General features: G+C 32.4%; 24 protein-coding genes. 21 read left to right on the top strand and 3 right to left on the bottom strand.

Annotated features, from left to right (window positions below):
- Nucleotides 1-4: 4 nt before the first annotated feature.
- Genes fliP through MOV50_RS12445 form a run of 3 tightly spaced genes read right to left on the bottom strand, consistent with a single transcriptional unit; the run spans nt 5 to nt 2,301 of the window.
- Nucleotides 5-745, bottom strand: coding sequence for a flagellar type III secretion system pore protein FliP (gene fliP, locus MOV50_RS12455; protein WP_321778220.1), 741 nt, complete (start codon nt 743-745; stop codon nt 5-7).
- Nucleotides 745-1,521 carry a flagellar motor protein MotB gene (locus MOV50_RS12450; RefSeq protein WP_321778219.1) on the bottom strand — a complete coding sequence of 259 codons (777 nt, stop codon included), beginning with the start codon at nt 1,519-1,521 and terminating at the stop codon, nt 745-747. Before MOV50_RS12450 ends, fliP begins: the two co-directional genes overlap by 1 nt.
- A gap of 15 nt (nt 1,522-1,536) precedes the next feature.
- Complete coding sequence (locus MOV50_RS12445) at nt 1,537-2,301, bottom strand: motility protein A (RefSeq protein ID WP_321778218.1); 765 nt, start codon at nt 2,299-2,301, stop codon at nt 1,537-1,539.
- A gap of 472 nt (nt 2,302-2,773) precedes the next feature.
- Here MOV50_RS12445 and MOV50_RS12440 point away from each other — a divergent pair, with 472 nt between their 5' ends.
- From MOV50_RS12440 to MOV50_RS12345, 21 genes are all read left to right on the top strand, one after another.
- Nucleotides 2,774-4,036 carry a hypothetical protein gene (locus MOV50_RS12440; RefSeq protein ID WP_321778217.1) on the top strand — a complete coding sequence of 421 codons (1,263 nt, stop codon included), beginning with the start codon at nt 2,774-2,776 and terminating at the stop codon, nt 4,034-4,036.
- 25 nt (nt 4,037-4,061) lie between these two features.
- On the top strand, nt 4,062-4,934 hold the full coding sequence (locus MOV50_RS12435) for a metal ABC transporter substrate-binding protein (RefSeq protein ID WP_321778216.1): 873 nt from the start codon (nt 4,062-4,064) through the stop codon (nt 4,932-4,934).
- Nucleotides 4,934-5,677, top strand: coding sequence for a metal ABC transporter permease (locus MOV50_RS12430; RefSeq protein WP_321778215.1), 744 nt, complete (start codon nt 4,934-4,936; stop codon nt 5,675-5,677). The genes MOV50_RS12435 and MOV50_RS12430 overlap by 1 nt, the downstream gene beginning before the upstream one ends.
- A gap of 74 nt (nt 5,678-5,751) precedes the next feature.
- Nucleotides 5,752-7,149 (top strand): glycosyltransferase family 39 protein, encoded by a 1,398-nt coding sequence (locus MOV50_RS12425; RefSeq protein ID WP_321778214.1) that lies wholly within the window; start codon nt 5,752-5,754, stop codon nt 7,147-7,149.
- Between the two features lie 12 nt (nt 7,150-7,161).
- Nucleotides 7,162-8,025 carry a UbiA prenyltransferase family protein gene (locus MOV50_RS12420; RefSeq protein WP_321778213.1) on the top strand — a complete coding sequence of 288 codons (864 nt, stop codon included), beginning with the start codon at nt 7,162-7,164 and terminating at the stop codon, nt 8,023-8,025.
- Nucleotides 8,022-8,411 (top strand): GtrA family protein, encoded by a 390-nt coding sequence (locus MOV50_RS12415; RefSeq protein ID WP_321778212.1) that lies wholly within the window; start codon nt 8,022-8,024, stop codon nt 8,409-8,411. Before MOV50_RS12420 ends, MOV50_RS12415 begins: the two co-directional genes overlap by 4 nt.
- A gap of 1 nt (nt 8,412) precedes the next feature.
- Nucleotides 8,413-9,705 carry an FAD-binding oxidoreductase gene (locus tag MOV50_RS12410; RefSeq protein WP_321778211.1) on the top strand — a complete coding sequence of 431 codons (1,293 nt, stop codon included), beginning with the start codon at nt 8,413-8,415 and terminating at the stop codon, nt 9,703-9,705.
- The gene (locus tag MOV50_RS12405) at nt 9,702-10,433 is read left to right on the top strand and encodes an SDR family oxidoreductase (RefSeq protein WP_321778210.1); all 732 of its coding nucleotides are present in this window, start codon (nt 9,702-9,704) and stop codon (nt 10,431-10,433) included. The genes MOV50_RS12410 and MOV50_RS12405 overlap by 4 nt, the downstream gene beginning before the upstream one ends.
- A gap of 4 nt (nt 10,434-10,437) precedes the next feature.
- Complete coding sequence (locus MOV50_RS12400; RefSeq protein ID WP_321778209.1) at nt 10,438-11,925, top strand: glycosyltransferase family 39 protein; 1,488 nt, start codon at nt 10,438-10,440, stop codon at nt 11,923-11,925.
- Entirely contained in the window at nt 11,922-12,524 is a 603-nt protein-coding gene (locus MOV50_RS12395; protein ID WP_321778208.1) for an HAD family hydrolase, read from the top strand. The genes MOV50_RS12400 and MOV50_RS12395 overlap by 4 nt, the downstream gene beginning before the upstream one ends.
- 46 nt (nt 12,525-12,570) lie before the next feature.
- Nucleotides 12,571-13,476 carry a lysylphosphatidylglycerol synthase transmembrane domain-containing protein gene (locus MOV50_RS12390; protein WP_321778207.1) on the top strand — a complete coding sequence of 302 codons (906 nt, stop codon included), beginning with the start codon at nt 12,571-12,573 and terminating at the stop codon, nt 13,474-13,476.
- Between the two features lie 33 nt (nt 13,477-13,509).
- Entirely contained in the window at nt 13,510-14,730 is a 1,221-nt protein-coding gene (locus tag MOV50_RS12385) for a glycosyltransferase family 9 protein (protein WP_321778206.1), read from the top strand.
- Nucleotides 14,717-16,147, top strand: a complete 1,431-nt coding sequence (locus MOV50_RS12380) for an ArnT family glycosyltransferase (RefSeq protein ID WP_321778205.1) — start codon at nt 14,717-14,719, stop codon at nt 16,145-16,147. The genes MOV50_RS12385 and MOV50_RS12380 overlap by 14 nt, the downstream gene beginning before the upstream one ends.
- Nucleotides 16,144-16,794 carry a phosphatase PAP2 family protein gene (locus MOV50_RS12375; RefSeq protein ID WP_321778204.1) on the top strand — a complete coding sequence of 217 codons (651 nt, stop codon included), beginning with the start codon at nt 16,144-16,146 and terminating at the stop codon, nt 16,792-16,794. The genes MOV50_RS12380 and MOV50_RS12375 overlap by 4 nt, the downstream gene beginning before the upstream one ends.
- A complete protein-coding gene (locus tag MOV50_RS12370; RefSeq protein ID WP_321778203.1) occupies nt 16,781-18,088 on the top strand; it encodes a metallophosphoesterase family protein in 1,308 nt (435 codons plus the stop codon). The genes MOV50_RS12375 and MOV50_RS12370 overlap by 14 nt, the downstream gene beginning before the upstream one ends.
- On the top strand, nt 18,085-19,392 hold the full coding sequence (glmU, locus tag MOV50_RS12365; protein WP_321778202.1) for a bifunctional UDP-N-acetylglucosamine diphosphorylase/glucosamine-1-phosphate N-acetyltransferase GlmU: 1,308 nt from the start codon (nt 18,085-18,087) through the stop codon (nt 19,390-19,392). Before MOV50_RS12370 ends, glmU begins: the two co-directional genes overlap by 4 nt.
- 12 nt (nt 19,393-19,404) lie before the next feature.
- Nucleotides 19,405-20,673: a bifunctional phosphopantothenoylcysteine decarboxylase/phosphopantothenate--cysteine ligase CoaBC gene (coaBC, locus tag MOV50_RS12360; protein ID WP_321778201.1), complete on the top strand. Its 1,269-nt coding sequence runs from the start codon at nt 19,405-19,407 to the stop codon at nt 20,671-20,673.
- On the top strand, nt 20,674-21,351 hold the full coding sequence (locus tag MOV50_RS12355; RefSeq protein ID WP_321778200.1) for a di-trans,poly-cis-decaprenylcistransferase: 678 nt from the start codon (nt 20,674-20,676) through the stop codon (nt 21,349-21,351). It begins immediately after the preceding gene.
- Nucleotides 21,348-21,665 (top strand): prepilin peptidase, encoded by a 318-nt coding sequence (locus tag MOV50_RS13540; RefSeq protein ID WP_415846372.1) that lies wholly within the window; start codon nt 21,348-21,350, stop codon nt 21,663-21,665. Before MOV50_RS12355 ends, MOV50_RS13540 begins: the two co-directional genes overlap by 4 nt.
- On the top strand, nt 21,665-22,165 hold the full coding sequence (locus tag MOV50_RS13535) for a prepilin peptidase (protein ID WP_415846371.1): 501 nt from the start codon (nt 21,665-21,667) through the stop codon (nt 22,163-22,165). The genes MOV50_RS13540 and MOV50_RS13535 overlap by 1 nt, the downstream gene beginning before the upstream one ends.
- A gap of 2 nt (nt 22,166-22,167) precedes the next feature.
- The gene (locus tag MOV50_RS12345; protein ID WP_321778199.1) at nt 22,168-23,187 is read left to right on the top strand and encodes an LptF/LptG family permease; all 1,020 of its coding nucleotides are present in this window, start codon (nt 22,168-22,170) and stop codon (nt 23,185-23,187) included.
- Nucleotides 23,188-23,192: the final 5 nt, after the last annotated feature.

The following is a 23,192-nucleotide window of genomic DNA, read 5'->3' as shown; positions in this document are numbered from 1 at the left end:
AACCCTATTTTATTGTAGCTATTAAATTGCCAATGATTAAGCTCCAACCATCAATAAGAACAAACACGAGTATCTTAAAGGGCAGAGATATCATAACAGGAGGTAGCATCATCATACCCATAGACATAAGTATAGATGCTACAACCATATCTATGACCAAAAATGGTAAGAAGATTAAAAAACCTATCTCAAAAGCAGTTTTCAACTCACTCACCACAAAAGAAGGGATAATAATAGAAAGAGGAACTTCAGCAATAGTTGCAGGATTTTCCATCTTGCGTATTCTAAAAAAAAGTGCTAAATCTTTTTCTCTAGTATTTCTAATCATAAAGTTTTTAAAAGGCAAAACTGATTTAGCAAAAGCTTCTTCATAACCAATCTTCTCTTCTATATATGGTTTTATACCATTGTCGTAAGCTCTTTGACCGACTGGTTCCATAACAAAAAAAGTTAAAATCATAGCTAGCATTACTAAAAGTTGTGTTGGTGGAACTTGTTGAGTTCCTAAAGCTTGACGCAAAAAACCAAAGACTATGACAAAACGAGTAAATGTTGTCATAACTAAAATCATACTTGGAGCTAAAAATAGTAAGGTAAACACGACTAAAACATTTAATGAACTTACTAACTGCTGTGGAGTATCTGGAGCATTTAGGGCAAAATTCATAGTAGGAATATCTATAGGTGCTGCTCCTAAAATGGAAGCCAAGAGTATTACAAAAACAAAGAAAAAAAGTTTTCTCATTATTTAGTAGTAACTTTATCTAAAACGGATTGTTTTGTTTTATCTTTATTATCTGATTTACCACCAAAAAAGTGTAATTCCACTCTACGATTTTTTGCTCTTCCTGCTTTGGTGGCATTTGTAGCCAATGGCTTAAACTCAGCGTGTCCTGACGCACTTATGCGTTTTGGGTCAACTCCATCTAAAAGAAGTTCCTGAAGCACTGAAATCGCTCTTGCAGAAGAAAGTTCCCAGTTGTCTTTAAAGACACTATTTTTGCCAGGTCCTTGGTTGTCAGTATGGCCTTGAACGCTTACTTGCATAGTATTTGGTAGTTCATCTACAATAAGAGCAATTCTTTTTAAAAATAAAAGTGCATCTTCGTTCTCAATAGTTGCACTTCCAGATTTAAATAGTAGAGATGCGGGTAATTCAATAACAAAACCTTCTTGACCTTCTTCAACTGTAATAGCAGGACCTTTACCTTTGTCTATCATCTCATTTGCATCCATAGCAGCTTGAGCCACTCTGTTTACTGCTTCACTTGTTTCATCATTTGAGTCTATTGGAGTTGATTGTTGCATTCTTTGTTTAGATATTTCAGTCTTTGTTCCACCCTCTAAAACACTCATGGCACCACTAAGTGATCCAATAGCTTCAGAGATTTTTTTTGCATCCATACTTGACATAGAAAGTAGTAGAACGAAAAAACATAAAAGAAGTGACATCAAGTCACCAAAAGCAGCTAACCACGCGGGTAAACACTCTTTACAATCAGGACATTTTTTCTTAGCCATTAATCAATCCAATCTTTAATCAAACTGACTAACACGGTCTTTTGGTGCCAAGTAACTTAAAAGTTTCGCTTCTAAAACTCTTGGAGCATCACCTGATTGTATAGACATAATTCCAGATAAAATCATCTCTTTAACTAAGGTTTCTTCATCATTTCTAATTGTTAAAATATTATAAATAGGAGTACCAAAAACATTTCCAATAATCGCACCATACATCGTAGTAAGTAAAGCAACTGCCATAGATGGGCCAATAGCTGAAGGGTCAGCCATGTTAAGTAACATCGCAACAAGACCGATTAGAGTACCAACCATACCCATAGCTCCAGCTAATCCTGCCCAGTTGTTAAATATAGAGCTGTTTATTTTATGTCTTGTGCTTGTCTGTTCCATGTCAATTTCTAAAAGCTCACGAATAGTATCTGGCTCACTACCATCTATTGCCATAGAAAGACCTTTTTTCAAAAACTCATCTGGTTCTGAATTTACTTCAGACTCTAGTGCCAAGATGCCATCTTTTCTGGCTTTTGTAGCAAAATCCACAAGTTTTTTAATGAGTTCTATCTCATCTGTTGTAGGAGGCTTGATAGCAATCATGAAAACTTTTACAAAACCCTTCATCTGTGAAGGCTTAAAAGAAATCATCAATGCACCGATAGAACCACCAACAACAATAAGTACAGATGGAATATCAATATACGCACCTATCCCAACACCCATACTCATAGCTCCAAGTAAAAGAGCCATAATTAGAACTATACCAACAACCGTACCTAAATCCATTCAAATACCTTAAAACTAAATATTAAGCTTATAATACCACAAAAAAGATTTTATATTTCTATTTTACTTTAACATCATCTTCAAAATATTAATAAATATACTCTCTTTACTGATGAGTTTACTATTTCCAATTTTGATATAATGTTATTTATGAAACTAAGACTGCTGATATCTATACTATTTATCATTGCTACAACTGCGACAGCTATCCATGAACTAGAGCACATCCGAGGTGTTGACAGTTCAACATGTCAGGTATGTATCGTCGATGATCACGCAGTATCTGCGAATATCGTAAATAATTTTAAAAATGTAGAAGTTTTCAAATTTGAAAACATTATTCTTTCTAACTTAGTTCATAAATTCCACAGAAAAGACCACTCTTACCAAAACCGCGCACCTCCTTTTATATCCTAAATACTCAAAAATAAAACAAAAAACTATTACAAATATAAAAAATATTAGGATAATTATGAAAAAAATATTACTACTTAGCGCATTTTGCGCGACTATCGCCTTTGGCGGAACCGATGTGATTCCAGTTGAAAAGAGAACTTTTGCTCAGTCAAAATTTATGCCTGATATCTCTTTAGTTATGGATGCCTCTTATGTTAAGAGAAGCATTGCAGATGATAAAGTGGCTCACCTAGAAGTTCCGGGAGTCGCTCACGGTCTTTTAGGAAGTCACTCACACGGGGGAAATACACACACACCTTATAATGCAAAAAATGGTTTCAATATAAACTACGCAGAGCTTGTACTATCAAGCTCAGTTGATCCGTTCTTTACTATGGACGGAGTTTTTCACTTCTCTGAGAATGGCGTAGAGATAGAAGAACTTTACTTTACTACTACAGCTTTAGGATATGGTACGAGAGTAAAAGGTGGAAAGTTCAACTCTAACTTCGGTTACTTAAATGAACAACATCACCACTCTTGGAACTTTGCTGATATGCCGCTGGTCTATGAAGCATTTTTAGGAATGCACGGTATCAACGAGATTGGTCTTCAGGTTCAGTGGATAGCTCCAACTGACACATATCTTATGGTAGGTGCTGAAATTCTTCAAGGTGAAAACACTCAGATGTTTGGAAAAGATATAATAGGAGACTACACGACTCAAGCAGATGCTCCTGCACTCTTTGTTGGTTACATAAAAACATCTTTTGACATAGATGATACAACTATTTTAGCCGGTCTTTCATACGCACAGGGAACTTCAAGATTAGACCATTCAGGCGATGAAGAACCTCATGTATTTAGTGGTGACTCTAAACTTTATGGTGCAGATTTAGTTGTAAAACACTACTTTGACTCATACAGCTTTTTAAAATGGCAGAGTGAAGTGTTAGGCAGAGATATGGATGGAACTCAATTCAACTTAGACCCCAATAACATAAAAGTAGTTCTGACAAGTCCAACACTTACAAAAAAACAAGCTGGACTTTATACTCAACTTGTATATGGCATCAACAAAAGCTGGCATACAGGTGTTAGATATGACACTATTTTTCAAAATGACATTACAGCTAATGGCAAAAATGTTGATAAAGGGAATAACTTTAACAAGTATTCCGCAATGATTGAGTACCACACAAGTGAGTTTGCAAGATTTAGGCTACAGTATAATCGTAATAGTTCTCTATACAATGAAGATGGGAATAGACAAGATATAAACACTATCATACTTCAAGCAAATATATCAATCGGTGCTCATGGAGCTCATAGCTTCTAGATAGTCCAATAAAGGAATAATAACTATGAATAAATTTTTAATAATGCTTTTTTTACCGCTCACACTATTTGCTCAGATAAATATAGCTGTTAGTTACCCTTATATCGGTGCTATTACAAAGAGCATCGGTGGTGAGCATATCAAAACCGTTGTTTTAGCAAAAGGAAATTGGGATCCACACTTTGTGGTTCCTCGTCCTTCGCTTATATCTAAGATGAGAAATGCAGATGCTCTTATCATAAATGGTGCTCAGCTAGAGATTGGTTGGATACCTGCCCTTCTTCGTAGAGCAGGAAACCCAAAAACAAATGTTGGCTCAGAGAGTTTTTTAAATCTCTCTCATTATGTTGAGCTTTTAAACAAACCAATTTCAGTTAATCGTGCGGGTGGAGATATCCATCCAAATGGTAATCCACACTTTCATCTTGACCCACAAAATATTATAGTTTTAGCAAAAACTATCGAGAAGTTTCTTATCTCTTTAGATAGCCAACACGCTAATATTTACAAAAAGAACTATGAAAAGTTCTCTACTTCTTGGCAAGAGAAAATGAAAACTTGGCATAAAAAAATGCTAAATAAAAAAGGTATGAAAGTTATACAGTTTCATAATAACTTAGCCTACTTTAACAAGGCTTATGGTCTTGTAAACATTGGTACTATAGAACCTCTTCCTGGAATTCCGCCATCATCAAGGCACATCATAAAAACTATAAAACTCATCAAAGATGAAAAGCCTTGTTGTATATTGCACGATGTTTATCACTCTACAAAAACAGCTGAGTTTATTAGTAAGAAGACAGGCGTAAAAATAATTTTGATGCCTCATGATATAGGCGCACTTCATAATACAGAAGACTTGACATCATTGTTTAACTACCTGACAGGGGCTATTTAATGATGGATATCCTTCTAGTTCCAATTGCTTTGGTTATCATTCTCGTTATGATTCACTCATGGTTTGGTATAAGAATTCTTAAAAAAGGAATTATTTTTACAGATTTAGCCATTGCACAGTTTGCAGCTCTTGGTTCTTCTATAAGTCTTGGTTACTTTCATTCCGAGTACTTTTATGTTCTTACCCTTGTTTTTGCTCTTTTTAGTGCTTTTATCATAGCAATAGCATCTCAAAGAAACATAAAACTAGAAGCCTTTATAGGGCTTCTTTATGTTCTAGGAGCAAGTGGAATTATGATGGTTCTTTCTAACTCAGCAGAAGGTATGGAACACTTCAAGTCTCTACTTGCAAGTGATATACTTTTCACTCCAGTAGATGATGTAATAAAAAGTGCTGGCATCTATGCTTTTATAGCTTTGATTATTTGGAAGGTTTATCCAAGACTCACAGGTTTTTTTAAAGAGTTGATGTTCTTTTCTTTGTTAGCATTAACCGTCACTTCATCCGTAGCCTTAGCTGGTGTACTTGTAGTTTTTGTACTTCTTATTGCCCCTGCACTTGTATCAACTACACTTAAACTAAACAAATCACTTATAAGTAGTTTTATTTTTGGATGGTTTTTTAGTATAAGTGCTATTATCATTTCATACTATTATGATTTACCTACAGGTTACACCATCGTATTTTTAGGTGCATTACTGAGTTCACTCATATTGCTGTTTTCATCTAAAAAACTTACATAAATTGAATCTTTTACTATATATAATGGCTAAAACTGTACAATTAGACAACCTAAACTCTAACGGATATATTTTTAATGCTTGAACTTCTACACAAAACACCTAAAAAAAGTGCTTATACTATTATAATTTTACTAGCAATTTTCAGCACAATATACAACGCATTTTTACCTCTTCATGGAGATGAAGCTTATTACTGGATGTGGAGTCATCACTTACAAATGGGCTACTACGACCACCCTCCAATGATTGCTTATCTTATATATCTGACAAACTTTATCTCTGAGAGTGAATGGGGAGTAAGACTTGTAAATGTATTTTCATTTAGTATAGGAGCACTCTATGTTTTTAAACTCGCTTCAGAGATGTTTGATGAAGATATAGCCCTAGATGCTATCATAATTTTTTCAAGTGTAATTTTAGTTCATGCTGGGTACATCATGACCACAACAGATTCGCCTATTATTTTGTTTTGGACACTAAGTATGTACTATTCGTATAAGGCTATATTTCATGGTAAAACAAAAGATTATATTTTAACAGGAATCATGCTTGGACTTATGATGCTTAGTAAATATACGGCTATTTTATTTGTTTTTACTCTTCTGATTTTTTTAATTTTTAAAAGAAGAGATGTCTTTTTAAACCCTCGCTTTTACTTAGCCATAATCATAGCCTTGTTAGTTGTTTCTCCAATGCTTTGGTGGAACTATCAAAATGACTGGATAAGTTTTGGGTTTCAAATGAATCATGGTTCTACTGATGATTTCAAGTTAAATATTCCTGATTCGTTTGGTTTTTTAGCTGGGCAGTTTGGTATATTTTCTCCTGTGTTTGCAGGTTTGTTGTTTTTTTATTTAGCTAAAGATAAACTTTACTATAAAGATAATAAACTCTTTTTCCTCTCTCTAAGTATTGTGGTTATTTTAGGCTTTTTTATGTATAAAAGTTTGTTCAAAAGTATGGGCTTAAACTATGCTGCTCCTATGTATATTGGAGGTGTAATTCTCCTTTCATATATCATAAGCAAGTATGAGTTTAAAAAAGCATATAAAATCGGTCTGATAATTGCCATCACTTTTAGTATTATAGGTCGCATCGGATTTATGTTTTTCCTAGAAATAGTTCAAGATAGGATGTATGGAAACAAAGAGGCGGTGCATCTAGTACAAACTTATGCAAAAGATGGGGATGCCTTTTATGGCGACCATTTAACCATCGCTGCATATCTAAAATACTACCTTAAAAATCACCCTGATACCGACCTAGCACTTCGTTCAAGATTTTCTCAGTATGATATGTGGAGAGAAAAAGACTATCTAAAAAATGGGCTAGTTTTAACACAAGACCCAGTAGAAGGACAGTTAAAAGCTAAATATCATGAGGTGAAACTTTTAGATAGCATAAGCTTTCAAAGAGGTATAGACAGAACTAAAACATTCTATATTTACCGTGTTAAAAATTCAATTAAATGATATAATTAAAATATGAAACATATTATCACTCTTCTAAGACCGCATCAGTATATAAAAAATCTTTTTATATTTGCTCCCCTTCTTTTTAGTTTTCACTTTAGCGTGGGGAGTTTACTCTCAACCTTCATAGCTTTTATACTATTTTGTGTTGTTGCAAGTAGCATCTATGTGTTAAATGATTTAATGGATATAGAAGAAGACAAAAGACACCCAAGCAAAAAAAATCGCCCTTTAGCCAGTGGTAAAATTGATGAAAAAACAGCAAAAAAACTCATAATATTTCTTTCTAGCGGAGCTTTTTTATTCTCTTTTATTTTTGATATAAAACTTTTTATGATTTTGTTACTTTACTTTATTTTAAATGTTCTTTACTCATTTAGACTTAAACATATCGCCATTGTAGATATTTTCATCATCTCAACAGGTTTTGTATTAAGGCTGTTTGCAGGTGCTTTAGTAACCGATACACCTCTTTCTATATGGATAATCATCATAACTTTTTTACTTGCTATCTTTTTATCTTTAGCAAAAAGAAGGGATGATGTCCTATTATCTCTCGCAGGCAAAGAAACAAGAAAGAATATAGATGGATACAACCTAGAGTTTGTCAATGCATCTATGGTTTTGATGGCTGGAGTTGTTATAGTTAGTTATCTTCAATATACTGTATCTTTTGAAGTTATTGAGCGTCTAAATACTCATAACTTATACTTAACTACATTTTTTGTAGTGCTTGGCATCTTTAGATATATGCAAATAACTTTCGTGGAAGAACAAAGTGGAAGTCCAACTAAAATAGTTCTAAAAGATAGGTTTTTACAAATCACAATTTTGCTTTGGATAGCTAGTTTTATAGGGGTTATTTCTTTAGCATGATTGCTCTTCGTTATATAGTTTTTGCTATAATCTCAACCATTATTAACCTCTTTTTTCAATACTTAAGTTTTTTGATTTATGAAGGTTCATTTTCACTCTATGTTGCTATGTTTGTTGGAACTCTTAGTGGTTTGGTTTTAAAGTATATACTAGATAAAAAATATATCTTTTTTCATACAACTAAAAACAAAAAAGATGAGAGTAAAAAGTTTTTATTATACACCCTTATGAGCGTTTTTACAACTATCATATTTTGGGGTTTTGAGATTGGTTTTGACTTTTTCTTTGATAGCCAAAATGCAAAATATATAGGCGCTATTATAGGCTTAAGTATAGGTTACAGCATAAAGTATTTTTTAGATAAAAAATTCGTTTTCAAGGATTAACATGAGTTTAAACTCTTGGGGAATGTACCCACAAATAGACAATAAAAAAATTACTCTAAAAACTCCCAAACAAATTAAAGCCTTCATAGATGCCAATAAAGAAATCATTCCTTATGGAAATGGTAGAAGCTATGGAGATAGCGCTTTAAATACAAATATAATCTACACAAAACCGTACAATAGCTTTTTAAGTTTTGACGATAAAAAAGGTATTTTGCATATTCAAACTGGCGTTCTTTTAAGTGAAATCATTGAGAGTTATCTACCTCGTGGTTGGTTTTTAAAAGTAACGCCAGGTACTAAGCTTATAACTATTGGTGGAGCCATAGCATCTGATATTCATGGTAAGAATCATCATGTTGAAGGTTGTTTTAGTGAGTGTGTAGAAGAGTTTAAACTTCAACTTCCTAGCGGAGAGATAAAGAGTTGTAAAAAAGGGGATGAACTTTTTTTAGCAACTTGTGGAGGTATGGGTTTAACAGGAGTTATCCTTGATGCAAAAATCTCTTTAAAAAAAGTTTCATCACAGTTCATAAACCAAACAACGATTAAAACAAAAAACCTACAAGAAACTTTTGAAGCTTTTGAAGAGTACAAAGAGCTTCCTTATTCTGTTGCTTGGATAGACTGTCTTGCAAGTGGAGAAAACATAGGTAAATGTTTACTTATGGTTGGTGATTTTTGTGATGATGGCAAACTAAAGTATAAGGAAAAAAATAGATTAAACATCCCATTTAACTTTCCATCTTTTGCGTTAAACAACTTAAGTGTGAGAGCTTTTAACTGGCTTTACTACAACAAAGCACCAAATGGAGTATCAAAACAAAAAGTTGGAATTGACTCATTTTTTTATCCGCTTGACAGCATAAAAAATTGGAATAGAATTTACGGTAAAAATGGTTTTACACAGTACCAGTTCATTCTTCCAAAAGAGAAAAGTTATGATGGACTAAAAGAGATACTCCAAACTATTTCTGGTAGTGGAAAAGGCTCATTTTTAGCAGTTTTAAAACTCTACGGTAAAGCAAATAAAAACTACTTATCATTTCCAAAAGAGGGATACTCCTTAGCACTTGATTTTAAAATAGAAGATGGTGTTTTTGAGCTTTTAGATGCTCTTGATAAAATAGTTTTAAAATATGAAGGTCGAATCTACCTAACAAAAGATGTACGAGTTTCAAAAGATACTTTTGAAACAGGTTATGAGGATATAGAAATATTTAGAAATTTAAGAAAAAAGTATAAGATGGATGAAAAGTTCAATTCTGTACAAAGTAAAAGGTTGGGGTTATGAGTTATGTTTTTATAGTTGGTGCAAAGAGTGATATAGCAAAAGAAGTAGCAAGAGTTTATGCAAAAAATGGTTATAACTTATACCTAAGTGCAAGAGATACAAGTGAGCTTGAAGAATTAGCAACAGATATACAAGTTCGTTCAGGCGTAGAAGTAAAACTTGTAGAACTAGATGTCACTAAGTATAAAACTCATGAAAAAATCTATGAAGATTTAGAAGAAAAACCTCTTGGCGTTATTTATGTAGCTGGATTTATGGCAGATCAAGATGAGGCTCAAGAAGATTGGAGCAAATCGCTAAATACTATAAATGTAAACTACACCGGAGCAGTTAGTTTTTTAAATATAGTAGCAAACGATTTTGAAAAACAAAGACGCGGTTTTATAGTTGGTGTAAGTTCTGTTGCTGGTGACAGAGGAAGAAAAACAAACTATATCTATGGAAGTGCAAAAGCTGCTTTTAGCACTTACTTAAGTGGAATGAGAAACAGACTTCATGAGGCTGGTGTGTCAGTATTAACAGTTAAGCCTGGATTTGTGGCAACTAAAATGACAGAAGGTTTAGACCTACCAGAAAAACTAACAGCACAACCACAAGAAGTAGCAGATGATATTTTCTCAGCTCAACAAAGTGGACATAATACACTTTACACAAAATGGATGTGGCGATACATTATGCTTATCATAAAACATATTCCAGAGTTTATATTTAAAAAAATGAGTATCTAGTTTAATGATAAAACTCTATTCTAAAGAGATAAAAATTGTTTTTCTTATATTTATATTTAAGATAATTCTAATCTCTTTAGTTCCTTTAACAGGTGATGAAGCCTATTTTATAAAGTGGGGAAACACCTTAAGTATGGGATATTACGACCATCCACCTATGGTTGGTTGGCTTATCTATCTTATGAGTTTTGTAAGTGACAACTATGTTTTTTATAGATTTTTCTCCGTAGCTACTACTCTTATAGTAGCTTATCTTATTTACAAAATCGCACAGTTATATATGGAGCAAAAGAGAGCATTTTATATTGCCCTACTCTTTTTAGCATCTCCTGTTGATATCTTAATCTCTTTATTTACAAATGATGTGGCACTTTTACTCTTTGGAACATTAGGAGTATTTTTTCTACTGTACTCTTTTGAAAAAGAGAGAAAAACACTTTATGCCATACTCTCAGGTTTATTTTTAGGTTTTGCTTTTTTAAGTAAATATTTTGCTGCTTTTTTACTTATTTCATTACTTATTTTTGTATTTATAAAGTACAAAACAAAAGCTATAAAAAATGTTTCTATTATTTCAGTAATTGTTATCTTGGCAATAGCGCAAAATCTATATTTCAACTACAACTGTTGCTGGAACAACATCATGTTTAACTTCTTTGCTAGAACAAGCAGTGAGTACAACTTAGAAACCATAGGTAATTTCTTTTTAAACTTGACTTATTTAGTTACTCCTTGGGGATTTTACTTTCTTTATAAAAGTAGAAAAAACTTTAAAAATAACGATTTAATGAAGCTTATCTCATCTATTTTAATCCTTATATTTGTAGTATTTTTTATAGTTGCACTTAAAAATGAACTTGGCATCCATTGGTTTATTCTTTTCATACCTTATCTATTTTTACTCTTTAGTTTTCTTGATGATGTTTATCTTCTTAAACTATTTAAGTACAACTATATCTTTACATTTATTCATATTATCATTTTATTTGTAGCATTAAGTATCCCAACTTCTTTTCTAGAAAAACAAAAATATTACTCAGATATCATCTATGCTACTGAACCTGAATTAATTTGTAAAAAGTTTGAACAATACGCTGATGGTGAACTCTTTACTCTAGGTTACACAACAGCATCTATGCTCTCATATAGTTGTAAAAGGGATATTAAAATGCTCTTTAATGATTCTAAATTTGGTCGCTTAGATGATAAACTTTTAGATATACGAAGTCTAGATGCAAAAGATATTTACCTCTTTGACAACCATGAAATAAAAACTAACGAACTAGATGGAGTTTGTACAGAAGTATTAATAGAAGAGTTTTATATAAAGGGAGCAAAATTCCATATGGCAAAGTGTAGTGGGTTTAACTATGAAAGTTATAAAAAAGAACATTTAGAACTTCAAAAAAAGAGATTTTATACTATTGCTAAATGGTTGCCTATAGGTAAATGTTACTTTTTAGATAGATATTATGAAGGCAAAAGAGATTGAATTTAGCACTTTTTGATTTTGATGGAACACTAAGTACAAAGGACTCACTTGGAGAGTTTTTTAAATACGCCGTGGGAGATACAAAGTACTACTTAACTCTTATAAAATTCAGTCCTTTTTTTATACTTTGGCAACTCAAACTTATGAAGAATTATAGGGCAAAAGAGATACTTTTTAAGTTGTTTTTTAACGATGTAAATGAAAAAAATTTTAAAGATTTAGCGCAAAAATTTTCTTTAGAAGAGTTAGATAAAATACTTAGAGCAAATGTTTATGAAAGATTTAAAAAACATATAAATGATGGAGATAGAGTCATAATAGTTTCAGCATCTATGAAGTGTTGGTTAGATGCTTGGTGCAAAAAAGAAAATGTTGAGTTAATATCAACAGAGTTACTTTTTGAAAATGATAAATTTAGTGGAGAATTTGCTACAAAAAACTGTCATGGAATTGAGAAATTTAACAGAATAAATGAGCATCTAAATATTACTGATTATGATAGTATCTATGCCTATGGCGACAGCAGTGGAGATACACAGATGCTAGAGATGGCAGACTACAAATACCTCATAAAAGATGGTGCTATTAAACAAATTTAATCTTTTTTTAGATAAAATACAAACAATTTAAGAAATCTGGTTGTATATGAAAAATATTATAAAACTTTTAATTACTATTATTATATTTTACTACCTATTTCAGTATATTGATTTTAATGAATTAAAAAATGTATTGGCAAAAAGTCATGGTGGAACGATACTTATCGCCCTGCTTCTTCAACTTGCTAGTACCTATCTAGCTGCATATAGATGGAGAGCCATAAGTGAACTACTTGTTTTTAAAGAAAAACTATCTTTTTATGTAAACAGTTATTTTAAAGGTGCGTTTTTCAATCAAGTACTACCAAGTAGCATCGGTGGAGATGCAGTAAGAATCATAGACTTAACAAGAAAAGGTTATGAGAAAAAAGATGCTTTTTATGGTGTTTTTGTAGATAGAGTTGTGGGACTTGTTGGTTTGTTAGTTCTAAACCTATTGGCATCTATAATATTTTTTGGAACTTTTGAAAAAGACTTCTCTCTCTTAGTAATTTTTATCTCTAGTTCTGGGATTGCTGGATTTGCTCTTCTTTTTCATCTTGATAAGATTACTTTTCTTTCCAAATACAAAGGCTTAGACCTTTTTTACAGACTAGCTAGAAGATTAAATACCCTTTATGCTGATAGAACTCTTTTATACAAACACATTAGCATCTCAGTTGGGGTGCATCTACTCTCTGTTTTAGTTCTTTTTGCACTTGCAGATAGTATAAACATCAACATGAACCTACAAACCTTTCTCATAGCCGTTCCTCCTGTTTTTCTACTGACAATTATCCCTTTATCTCTTGCAGGTTGGGGAATTAGAGAAGGTGCTATGGTTGGTATCTTTATGCTTGTAGGAGCAGATGAAACTAAGATTTTAGCTATGAGTATTTTGTACGGAATACTTCTAATTATCGCTTCTTTCCCTGGTTCTTACCAATGGATAAAAAGTAAAAAAGCAACTTAATACAAAACAAATAAAACAAACTAAAGGAATTATATGAATGTAGATACTATGAGAAACATCGACCATTACGCTGGTGTTCCACTAACATTTTTTGGTACTATAATTAAAAAAACTATTGAATTTTTCAAGCCACCTAAAAAAATAAAACCTAAAAATGTTCTTCTTATCGAACTATCAGAGATGGGAAGTGCGATTATCGTTGATCCTGCTATGAGAAAACTTCAAAAGAACATAGAAGGTGAACTATTTTTTGTTATATTTTCTAAAAATAAAGTAAGCCTTCAACTTCTTGGCACGGTAAAAGAAGAAAATATTTTTACTATTGATGAAAGTTCCATTCCAAACCTAGCCATAAGTGCCATAAACTTTTTAAAATGGTGTCGTAAAAACAAGATAGATTCTGTCATAGACTTAGAACTATTTTCTCGTTTCACAGCACTACTAAGTGCGACATGTGGAGCAGTTAATGTTGTAGGCTTTCACTCTTTTCATAACGAAGGACTTTATAGAGGAGATTTTTTAACTAAAAAAGTTGCTTATAATGCTCATCAGCATATTGCTAAAAACTTTATAGCTTTAGTAGATGCTCTTTTAAGTGAAAAACAAGAACTTCCATTTACTAAACGCGTAATTGATGAAGATGAAATCGTAATCACAAAAGCACAAGTAAATGAAAATCAAAAAGAAAGTATCATTGTAACAATCTCTAAAATGTATGAAGGTTTTGACAAAGATAAAAATCCAGTTATTTTAGTAAACTCAAATGCATCAGACTTACTTCCTCAAAGAAGATGGGATAAAGAGAACTATGGTGATGTAATAAAAATGATTTTAGCTGCTAATACAAAAGTGATTATCCTTCTTACGGGTGCACCTGCTGAAAAAGAGGGAGCACAGATTTTAACAAATTATGTAGACGACAAGAGATGTATAAACTTTGCTGGTGCAGTTAAATTTCTACAACTCCCCGCTCTTTATAGTGTGAGTAAATTTATGCTTACAAATGACTCGGGACCCGCTCACTTTGCATCTATCACAGATATGCACACTTTTGTTTTATTTGGACCTGAAACACCTGCTCTTTATGGCTCACTTGGACCAACTACTCCTATCTATGCAGGTATGTCTTGTAGTCCTTGTGTAAGTGCTTCAAACCATAGAAAAACACCTTGTTCTGACAACCAATGTATAAAAATAATAACTCCTGAGTGGGTATTTAACACACTCAAACCAAAACTTGATGAACTCTATTAAAGCACACTCGCCTTTTTTTGCTTTTATAGCTTTAGTTGCAATAATACGACTACTTTTAGCTCCACATTTGGGGCTTGGTGCGGATGAAGCACACTATGTTATTTATGCTTTAAACCTTGACTGGAGTTATTATGACCACCCTCCTCTTGTTGGTTGGGTTCAGTATATCTTTACATCTATCTTTGGCTTAAATGAGTTTGGAGCAAGAGTAAGTGCTATAAGCATCGGTTTTTTTACTTCTATCTTTATCTACTTTCTTATATTTCAAATTGATAAAGATTCAAAAAGAAGTTTTATTGCCATCTTAGCTCTTCACGCTTCTTTTCTTTTTAACGCTCTATTTTTGATGACGATGCCAGATACTTTGCTTTTTTTGCTAATCATTCCAATCATATACAGCGTTATAGCGATTGAAGAAAAAGGAAGTAATCGTTCATGGCTTATGCTTGGTCTTTTTTTAGGTCTTGCAGGTTTAGCAAAATACACAGCTATTTTATTTTTAATTCCAATAATTTTATATTTTATTATTAGACGCAGATTTGATATTTTATTTTCACCAAATATCATTCCATCTGCTTTTCTTGCTCTTTTGATTGTTTCACCTGTAATTTACTGGAATATACAAACAGATTTTGCAAGTCTTATCTATCAAAGCAATCATGTAGTAGGAGCTTCAAGTATAAACTGGAATGGTTTTACAACATCTCTAGTTGGTCAGTTTATTGCTTATAATCCTTTTCTTTTTCCTTTAGCATTTTTTGGACTTTACAAATCTCTTAGATCTAAAAATTCTTATCTATTTTTATCAGCTTTATTTGGCTTAGTATTATTTTCATTTTTTACCTATTCTGCACTTTATAAAACGGCTCTTCCACATTGGAGTGCACTATTTTATATGCTTTTTATTCCTATTGGTGTCTATTATTTTTATGAACTCTCAAAAGGTTATAAAAAATATCTTAAAATTGGTATAGGTTTTGGTCTAATAGTCTCGGCGTTAATCTATATAGAAGTTGCAACTAAAATCATACCTCTTCCAGATGAAAATTCACTGCAAATCGATATTTATGGTTTTGAAAACATCTTAAAAGAAGCAAACGGGGCTATAAAAGACGGAGAAAGCCTAGCAGTAACTCACTGGACTTTAGCATCTCGGGCTATCTTTTACAATGACAAATACCGCTCTAAAATGTTTCTTATAGATTCAAGAGATGACCAGTTTGATATTTGGGAAAAATCATCTCCAATAGGAAAAGATTTGATTGTTATAGACATAAACTTCCTACACAAAAATGTAAATAACTATATGAAATGTGACAAAGTTGAAAAACTAAAAAGTTTCAATGTAACACTAGATAAAAGTAAGCCAAATACTATTGAGCTTGTTAAATGTACAAATTTTCAAGGTCTTAAATGATTTACTTTTTAATTCTCACAGCACTTACCTTTTTATCCTACTTTTTTGTAGATAAAAGTGTTGCTGAGTATTTTTTAGCAAATATTCCAAGCTATGAGCATATTGGCGATACAATCAGCATACTTGGCGAATCACATTGGTATATAGGAACTGCAATTATTGGATTTATATTTTTTAAGTATTTCAAAAAGAACAAATTATTTGAGCAAAGATTTCTATTTTTACTTTATATCAATATTTTTTCAGGTCTTATAAGTTTAGTTTTAAAACAGCTTTTTGGACGCATACGACCTTGGGGTATGAGAGGTGATAGTGATGATTATGGATTTTTACTTTTTCAAAATTTCGACCTTGGAATATTAGAGAAGATGAAGTACCACTTTGCAACTGTTTTAGAATCACCAACTACCTACTCCTCTTTTCCATCAGGACATACAACCACTGTTGCGGCAGTTTTTACCTATTTGATTATTTTGTTTCCTCGTCATCTATATTTGATAGTAAGCGCTGGAATTGTTATAGTTTCTAGTAGAATTTTAGCAAATGATCATTTTATAAGTGATATTTTTGCAGGTATTATGGTTGGTAGTTTTTCTACTATCTATTTATATTCTAAATTTAAGGATAAAATCCATGAAAATATTTAAAAGAATTGCAATTTTTTTAGTTGCTATTGTTCTCATATATGGCATCGGAAGATTAGGTGTTGTAACTTATGATAGTTATGTTTTCGTTCCTCGCGCACCATACTTGGTTATGCAGACACAAAATTCAATAACTGTTAAATGGCAAAGTCCAAAGTATGAAATGGGAAAAGTAGAATATGGTTTTTTCGAAGATACCCTTGATAAAAATATTATAGATACAAAAGAAACAAACAAACATTCACTAACTATTTCAGGCTTAAATGAGTGTACAAAATACTACTACAAAGTTTCCTCAAAAACATTAGAAATAGACAATACAAACAGAAGCTTTAAAACACTTTGTAAAAACTCGGATAAACAGCTTTTATGGGTGATCGGAGATAGTGGGGAAAAAGGAGAAAATCAAGAGCAGGTTTATGCTCAGATGCTTAAATTCATGGATAATGATATAAATAAGCTCGATATGTGGCTACTTTTAGGAGATAACGCATACAGAAGTGGAACTCAAAAACAGTACAATGAAAAACTTTTTGAGCCATACAAAAAACTTCTAAAACAGTTTGTTCCTTGGGCAGTTATCGGTAATCACGATGCTAGAAGATGGGCATTTTATAATATTTGGGATTTTCCTACTAAGGGTGAAAGTGGTGGAGTTGCTAGTGGCAGTGAGAATTTCTACTCCATTGACAATGGAAATCTTCACCTTGTAATGCTCGATAGTGAAACACAAAGATTTGATGTGAATTCTAACCTCTCAAAATGGTTAAAAAAAGACTTAGCAGAGAACAAAAAACCTTGGGTTATAGTTGCTCTTCACACTCCACCATATACAGATGGTGGACATGATTCTGATAACAGTTCTGATAGTGGTGGTCGCATGAAAAGAGTAAGAGAGCATCTTATTCCAATCTTTGATGAGTTTGGAGTAGATTTGGTTTTAAGTGGACACTCACATGATTATGAACGCTCAAAACTTTTACTAAATCATCTTGGAACAAGTGATACTTTTAATCCAAAAGAGCATCTAGTTCAAGATAATGATTCTTGCTACACAAAACCTCTTAAAGCCACAAAAAATAGTGGTACTATCTATCAAGTATGTGGTTCTTCTTCTAAGTTAGATGGAGCAGAACTAAAACACCCTGCACTTCCCTTTGCTTTTGAAATCATGGGTTCAATTATGCTAGAAATTACACCAACCACACTTAGTTCAAAATTTTTAACTATTGATGGCGAGATTAAAGATGAATTTATCATCAAAAAAGACAACACAACATGTGAAGGAAACAGATGAATAAAAACAAAATAAGCATAGTTATTTTAGCTGCTGGAAAAGGCAGTAGAATGAAATCCATTACAGCAAAAGTTCTTCATAACATTAGCGGTAAACCTATGCTTTATCACATCATAAAGTCTTCACTAGAAATCTCAAATGATATAACAGTTGTTGTCGCACACCAAAAAGAAGTTGTCATAGAGAAGATGAAGTCTTATTTTGATGACATAAACTTCGTGAGCCAAGATGCTAAAGAGTTTCCTGGAACTGGTGGAGCGATGATGGGAGTAAAAGCTAAAAATGAAAAAGTTTTAGTTTTAAATGGAGATATGCCTCTTATAAAGCCAAGTTCTTTACAAGGCTTTTTAGATACAGATGCTAAAGTAATCATGTCTATTTTTGATTTACAAAATCCAGATGGTTATGGTCGAGTTTTAATAAAAGATGGTGAAGTTCAAAGTATAGTTGAACAAAAAGACGCTTCTAATGATGAACTTAAAATCACAACTGTAAATGCTGGCATCTATGCTTTTTCCAAAGATATTTTAGAGAAATACATTCCTCTTCTTAGCAATGACAATGCACAAAAAGAATACTACCTAACTGATGTAATCGCAATGGCTAAAAAAGATGAAGTCAGCATAGTACCACTTTTAGTAGATGAAGAAGAGTTCAAGGGTGTTAACTCAAGAGTAGATTTAGCTGCGGCAGAAGTAATTATGCAAGATTTTATTAAAGCAAAGTGGATGATGAGTGGTGTAAATATGCAACTGCCTTCTAGCATCTTCGTAGAAGAAAGTGTTACATTTAAAGGTGAGTGTATCGTTGAAAATGGTTGTCGTTTAACTGGAGAAACTCTCATAAAAAACTCTCATATAAAAGCAAACAGTATTATAGAAGACTCTATCGTTAAAAACTCTGATATCGGTCCTTTAGCTCATCTTCGCCCTGCTTCGTGTATAGAAGATTCTCATATTGGAAACTTTGTTGAAGTTAAAAAAAGCTCTCTTAAAGGTGTTAAAGCTGGGCATCTAAGTTATATTGGCGATGCTTTAGTAGATGTTGGTACAAATATTGGTGCTGGTTTTATAACTTGTAACTATGATGGTATAAATAAACATAAAACTATCATAGGTAAAAATGTATTTGTAGGTAGTGATACTCATCTAGTCGCACCCGTAACACTTGAGGATGATGTAATGATAGCAGCAGGAACAACAGTGACGACAGGAACAGTAAAAAAAGGCTCATTAGTTTTAAGTAGAACTAAATTAAGAACTATCAAAGATTTTTATTATAAATTTTTTGGTAAAATCAAGTAAAGAGGTGATTTCATGCTTATTCCATCCGACTTATTAAAAAATAAAAAAATACTCTTAGGTGTAACAGGTTCTATAGCTGTTTACAAATCACTTGAACTTACAAGACTTTTTATAAAAGCAGGCGCAGAGGTTAAAGTTGTTATGAGTGAGGCATCTAAAAAATTTGTCACACCTTTAAGCTTTGAAGTCTTAACATCAAATAAAGTTTTAGATGATACAAATGAATCTTGGACAGATGAACATAACCATATAAAAACAACACAGTGGGCAGATATATTTATCATAGCTCCTGCAACTGCAAACACAATTGCGAAACTTGCGAATGCCATAGCTGATAATATGCTTTTGCAATGTGCATTAGCATTCCCAAGCGCAAAAATCATAGCACCATCAGCCAATACAAATATGCTTGAAAATCCCATAACAAAAGCTAATCTAAAAATGCTCTCTATTGCAAACTATGAAGTAGTTGATACTCAGGTAAAAGAATTAGCTTGTAAAACTATTGGTGATGGAGCGATGGCGGAACCTCTTAGTATCTTTTGGCAAAGTGCAAGAGAGTTGCTAAGAGAAGAGTTTTGGAATGATAGAAGAGTTATAGTCACAGGTGGTGGAACGATTGAAAAGATAGATGATGTTCGGTATCTTTCAAATTTTTCAAGTGGTAAAATGGCTTCATCTTTAGCTACTGCTCTTTATTGCAAGGGTGCCGATGTGAACTTGATTGCAACTAGATTTGAAGATAATATACCTCAAGGAATTCATACTATTGATGTTGAGAGTTCAGATGAGATGCTAGAGTATTTAACAGACTCTATACGCATCGCAAAAAAAGGTAAACTATCAAAAGCAACTCTTATGAGAGATGAGCAAATACATCTAATCCAAAAAGAGCCTTATCTTTTTATGGCAGCTGCTGTTAGTGATTATATTCCTAAATTTGTTCAAGATGGAAAGTTAAAAAAAGAGATGTTAGGAGAAGAGTTTGAACTTAGTTTAACTAAAAATGTTGATATTTTAAATTCTATCGATAAAAAAGGTATCATAACCATTGGCTTTAAAGCAGAGATGGATAAAGATACAGCTATGAGAAACGCTTCAAAAATGATAGATAAAAAAGATGTTGATGCAGTTTGTTTAAATATTTTGAAAGACTCATCAAGTTTTGGAAGTGACACAAATACCATAGAGTTTATAACTCCTCACAAAATCGAGATATTACCAAACAATGATAAGCTTAGTTTATCTTTTGATGTTATTTCACATGCGAAAAATCTATAAATGAATAGAGCAAAACATATAGCCATCATCATGGATGGAAATGGTCGTTGGGCTGAACTTCAAGATAAAAAAAGAGTAAAAGGGCATGAGGAAGGGGCAAAGGTTGTGAAAAATATCACAACTTACTGCTCAAACAACCCTGATATAGAACGATTAACACTATATGCTTTTTCAACTGAAAACTGGAAAAGACCTCGTTTAGAAGTTGAGTTTTTAATGAAACTTTTACAAAGATACCTAAAAAATGAACTTCCTGTTTATCTAAAAAATAATGTTAGATTTGAGCCTATTGGTGATATAAGAGCTTTTTCAAAGTCTTTGCAAAAGACTATAAATGAAGTAAAAGAAAAAACCGCCCATTGTGATGGTTTAGTTCAGTCTTTAGCCCTAAACTATGGCGCACAAGACGAGATAGTAAGAGCAATAAATAAACTTAAAAATGATGAAGACAGCATAACAGAAGCGATGCTCAGTAATGCCCTAGATGCTAAACATAGTGTTGATTTACTTATCCGAACTGGTGGTGACCATAGACTTTCTAACTTTTTACTTTGGCAAGTGGCTTATGCAGAATTATTTTTTGTAGATACGCTTTGGCCTGATTTCTCGACACAAGACTTAGAAAAAATTATAAAAAAATTTACAAAAATTGAACGCCGTTTTGGAGGTTTAAAATGATGGAAATGATACTTGCTTTTGTACTTGGTACATTAATTGGCTCATTTGTTAATGTTTTAATTTTAAGGATTCCAAAAGATGAAAGTGTTGTTTTTGGCTCATCTCATTGTCCAAAGTGTTTAAATACACTAAAACCTTGGCATAATATCCCTATATTTTCTTGGATTTTTTTAAGAGGAAAATGCTCTTTTTGTAAGTCTAGTATCTCCGTTCAGTACCCAGTAATAGAGTTTATTTCTGGTCTTATATTTCTAATACTAGCTACTAAATACTCTTTATCTCTGCCTTTACTTTTAATAGGTTTGAGTTTTTAATGCTTTTAGCCTTGTCTATCATTGATTTTAGATACAAAATGGTTCCAGATTCCTTAAACCTTCTAGCTATCTTTTTTGCTATTTTTGGAGCATGGAACTTGGATGGAATTTTTGTAAATTTTCAAAATGCTCTACTTTTTGCAGGAGGTTTTACACTTTTAAGATTTACACTTTCTTACTACTTAACATCTAGCATTTACAGAGCAGGACTAAAAACAAAAACGACATGGAATAAACATTATGACAGAGCACCCTTTATCGAAGCAATGGGAGAAGGCGACATAATGGTCGCGGCAACTATGGGAGCTTTACTTGGTGCAAAACTAACGCTTGTGGCAATATTTTTATCTGCCATTTTAGCCTTACCCATAATGCTACTTATGCTAAACAAATCAGCCGAACAACAAAGGGTTCCTTTTGTTCCTTTTTTAGCACTAGCCACTTTTATAGTTTTTATCTACGATTCACCAATACTTTCATACATTGAGGCAAATTATTAACCATGGATAAACTTAGAAAATATATGCTCAACAATCTTTTTATGATATTTTTATCGATGTTTATGCCTCTGTTTGCCATAGCATCTGTTATATTTATGATTAAACTCGCAACATATACAGCAGTTATACAACTAAGTATCTTAGATATGATAAAACTTTATACTTTTGTTTTACCAGAGATTTTATTTTACACTTTACCTCTTACATTTTTTATAGCGGCTACACTTTCACTATTTAAACTCTCAACAGATAACGAGATGGTTGTTCTGTTTTCTCTTGGCATCCGTCCAAACTTTATACTAAAGACATTTTTAAAACCTGCCGCTTTACTTTCAGCTCTTTTACTTTTTGACTTTTTCATACTTTTTCCACACTCCACTACGCTCTCTAGTAATTTTGTTTCATACAAAAAAAGTGAAGCAAAATTCAATCTAAGTGCGTCTGAATTTGGACATAGTTTTGGAAACTGGCTTCTTTATATTGGTAAAGATAATGGTAATGAAACTTACTCTAATGTTATTTTATTTAACAAAAACAAAAAAGAAGAAATAATCATCAATGCAAATAAAGCAGAGATCATAAACGACTCAGGCATCTTAAGACTTAAACTCATTGATGGACAAGGTTATAGCTACTCAACAAAAAAATCATCACAAATAAACTTTGAAATAATGTATATAAATGACACAATGGCAACAGACCTAGCAACTTACCGCTCACCCATAGAGTATTGGCTTTCAGATGAGCGAAAAGAGAGTAAAACTCATATGATGATTACAGATGTTTTGTTAAGTCTTTTTCCTCTTATAAGTCTTTTTTTAGTTGCTAGTATTGGTGTTGTTCATGTTCGTCATCAAAAAGGGAGAATATATCTATATCTTTTTTTAAGTATCTTGATTTTTTATGGAGCAACTTTAGGACTCCAAAAAGCTTTAGTTTTTTATACCATTCCTTTTGTTTTGGTAACATGGTTAGCGGGAACTTACTATATATACAAAAAAACTATTTTAGAGAGGTTTTAAAGTCC

It is taken from the genome of Sulfurimonas sp., assembly GCF_029027585.1.
Lineage (GTDB): Bacteria > Campylobacterota > Campylobacteria > Campylobacterales > Sulfurimonadaceae > Sulfurimonas.
The sequence above is the reverse complement of the archived record's forward strand: the minus strand, read 5'-3'. Positions and strand labels throughout refer to the sequence as shown.

Excerpts from the sequence above, each read along its gene's own strand:
- MOV50_RS12375 (WP_321778204.1), top strand. The coding sequence starts at position 16,144 with ATGATTTACTTTTTAATTCTCACAGCACTTACCTTTTTATCCTACTTT.
- coaBC (WP_321778201.1), top strand. The coding sequence starts at position 19,405 with ATGCTTATTCCATCCGACTTATTAAAAAATAAAAAAATACTCTTAGGT.
- MOV50_RS12405 (WP_321778210.1), top strand. The coding sequence starts at position 9,702 with ATGAGTTATGTTTTTATAGTTGGTGCAAAGAGTGATATAGCAAAAGAA.
- MOV50_RS12355 (WP_321778200.1), top strand. The coding sequence starts at position 20,674 with ATGAATAGAGCAAAACATATAGCCATCATCATGGATGGAAATGGTCGT.
- MOV50_RS12450 (WP_321778219.1), bottom strand. The coding sequence starts at position 1,521 with ATGGCTAAGAAAAAATGTCCTGATTGTAAAGAGTGTTTACCCGCGTGG.
- MOV50_RS12440 (WP_321778217.1), top strand. The coding sequence starts at position 2,774 with ATGAAAAAAATATTACTACTTAGCGCATTTTGCGCGACTATCGCCTTT.
- MOV50_RS12435 (WP_321778216.1), top strand. The coding sequence starts at position 4,062 with ATGAATAAATTTTTAATAATGCTTTTTTTACCGCTCACACTATTTGCT.
- MOV50_RS12445 (WP_321778218.1), bottom strand. The coding sequence starts at position 2,301 with ATGGATTTAGGTACGGTTGTTGGTATAGTTCTAATTATGGCTCTTTTA.
- MOV50_RS12420 (WP_321778213.1), top strand. The coding sequence starts at position 7,162 with ATGAAACATATTATCACTCTTCTAAGACCGCATCAGTATATAAAAAAT.
- MOV50_RS12370 (WP_321778203.1), top strand. The coding sequence starts at position 16,781 with ATGAAAATATTTAAAAGAATTGCAATTTTTTTAGTTGCTATTGTTCTC.
- MOV50_RS12425 (WP_321778214.1), top strand. The coding sequence starts at position 5,752 with ATGCTTGAACTTCTACACAAAACACCTAAAAAAAGTGCTTATACTATT.
- MOV50_RS13540 (WP_415846372.1), top strand. The coding sequence starts at position 21,348 with ATGATGGAAATGATACTTGCTTTTGTACTTGGTACATTAATTGGCTCA.
- MOV50_RS12345 (WP_321778199.1), top strand. The coding sequence starts at position 22,168 with ATGGATAAACTTAGAAAATATATGCTCAACAATCTTTTTATGATATTT.
- MOV50_RS12385 (WP_321778206.1), top strand. The coding sequence starts at position 13,510 with ATGAATGTAGATACTATGAGAAACATCGACCATTACGCTGGTGTTCCA.
- MOV50_RS12430 (WP_321778215.1), top strand. The coding sequence starts at position 4,934 with ATGATGGATATCCTTCTAGTTCCAATTGCTTTGGTTATCATTCTCGTT.
- glmU (WP_321778202.1), top strand. The coding sequence starts at position 18,085 with ATGAATAAAAACAAAATAAGCATAGTTATTTTAGCTGCTGGAAAAGGC.
- MOV50_RS12390 (WP_321778207.1), top strand. The coding sequence starts at position 12,571 with ATGAAAAATATTATAAAACTTTTAATTACTATTATTATATTTTACTAC.
- MOV50_RS13535 (WP_415846371.1), top strand. The coding sequence starts at position 21,665 with ATGCTTTTAGCCTTGTCTATCATTGATTTTAGATACAAAATGGTTCCA.
- MOV50_RS12415 (WP_321778212.1), top strand. The coding sequence starts at position 8,022 with ATGATTGCTCTTCGTTATATAGTTTTTGCTATAATCTCAACCATTATT.
- fliP (WP_321778220.1), bottom strand. The coding sequence starts at position 745 with ATGAGAAAACTTTTTTTCTTTGTTTTTGTAATACTCTTGGCTTCCATT.
- MOV50_RS12380 (WP_321778205.1), top strand. The coding sequence starts at position 14,717 with ATGAACTCTATTAAAGCACACTCGCCTTTTTTTGCTTTTATAGCTTTA.
- MOV50_RS12400 (WP_321778209.1), top strand. The coding sequence starts at position 10,438 with ATGATAAAACTCTATTCTAAAGAGATAAAAATTGTTTTTCTTATATTT.
- MOV50_RS12410 (WP_321778211.1), top strand. The coding sequence starts at position 8,413 with ATGAGTTTAAACTCTTGGGGAATGTACCCACAAATAGACAATAAAAAA.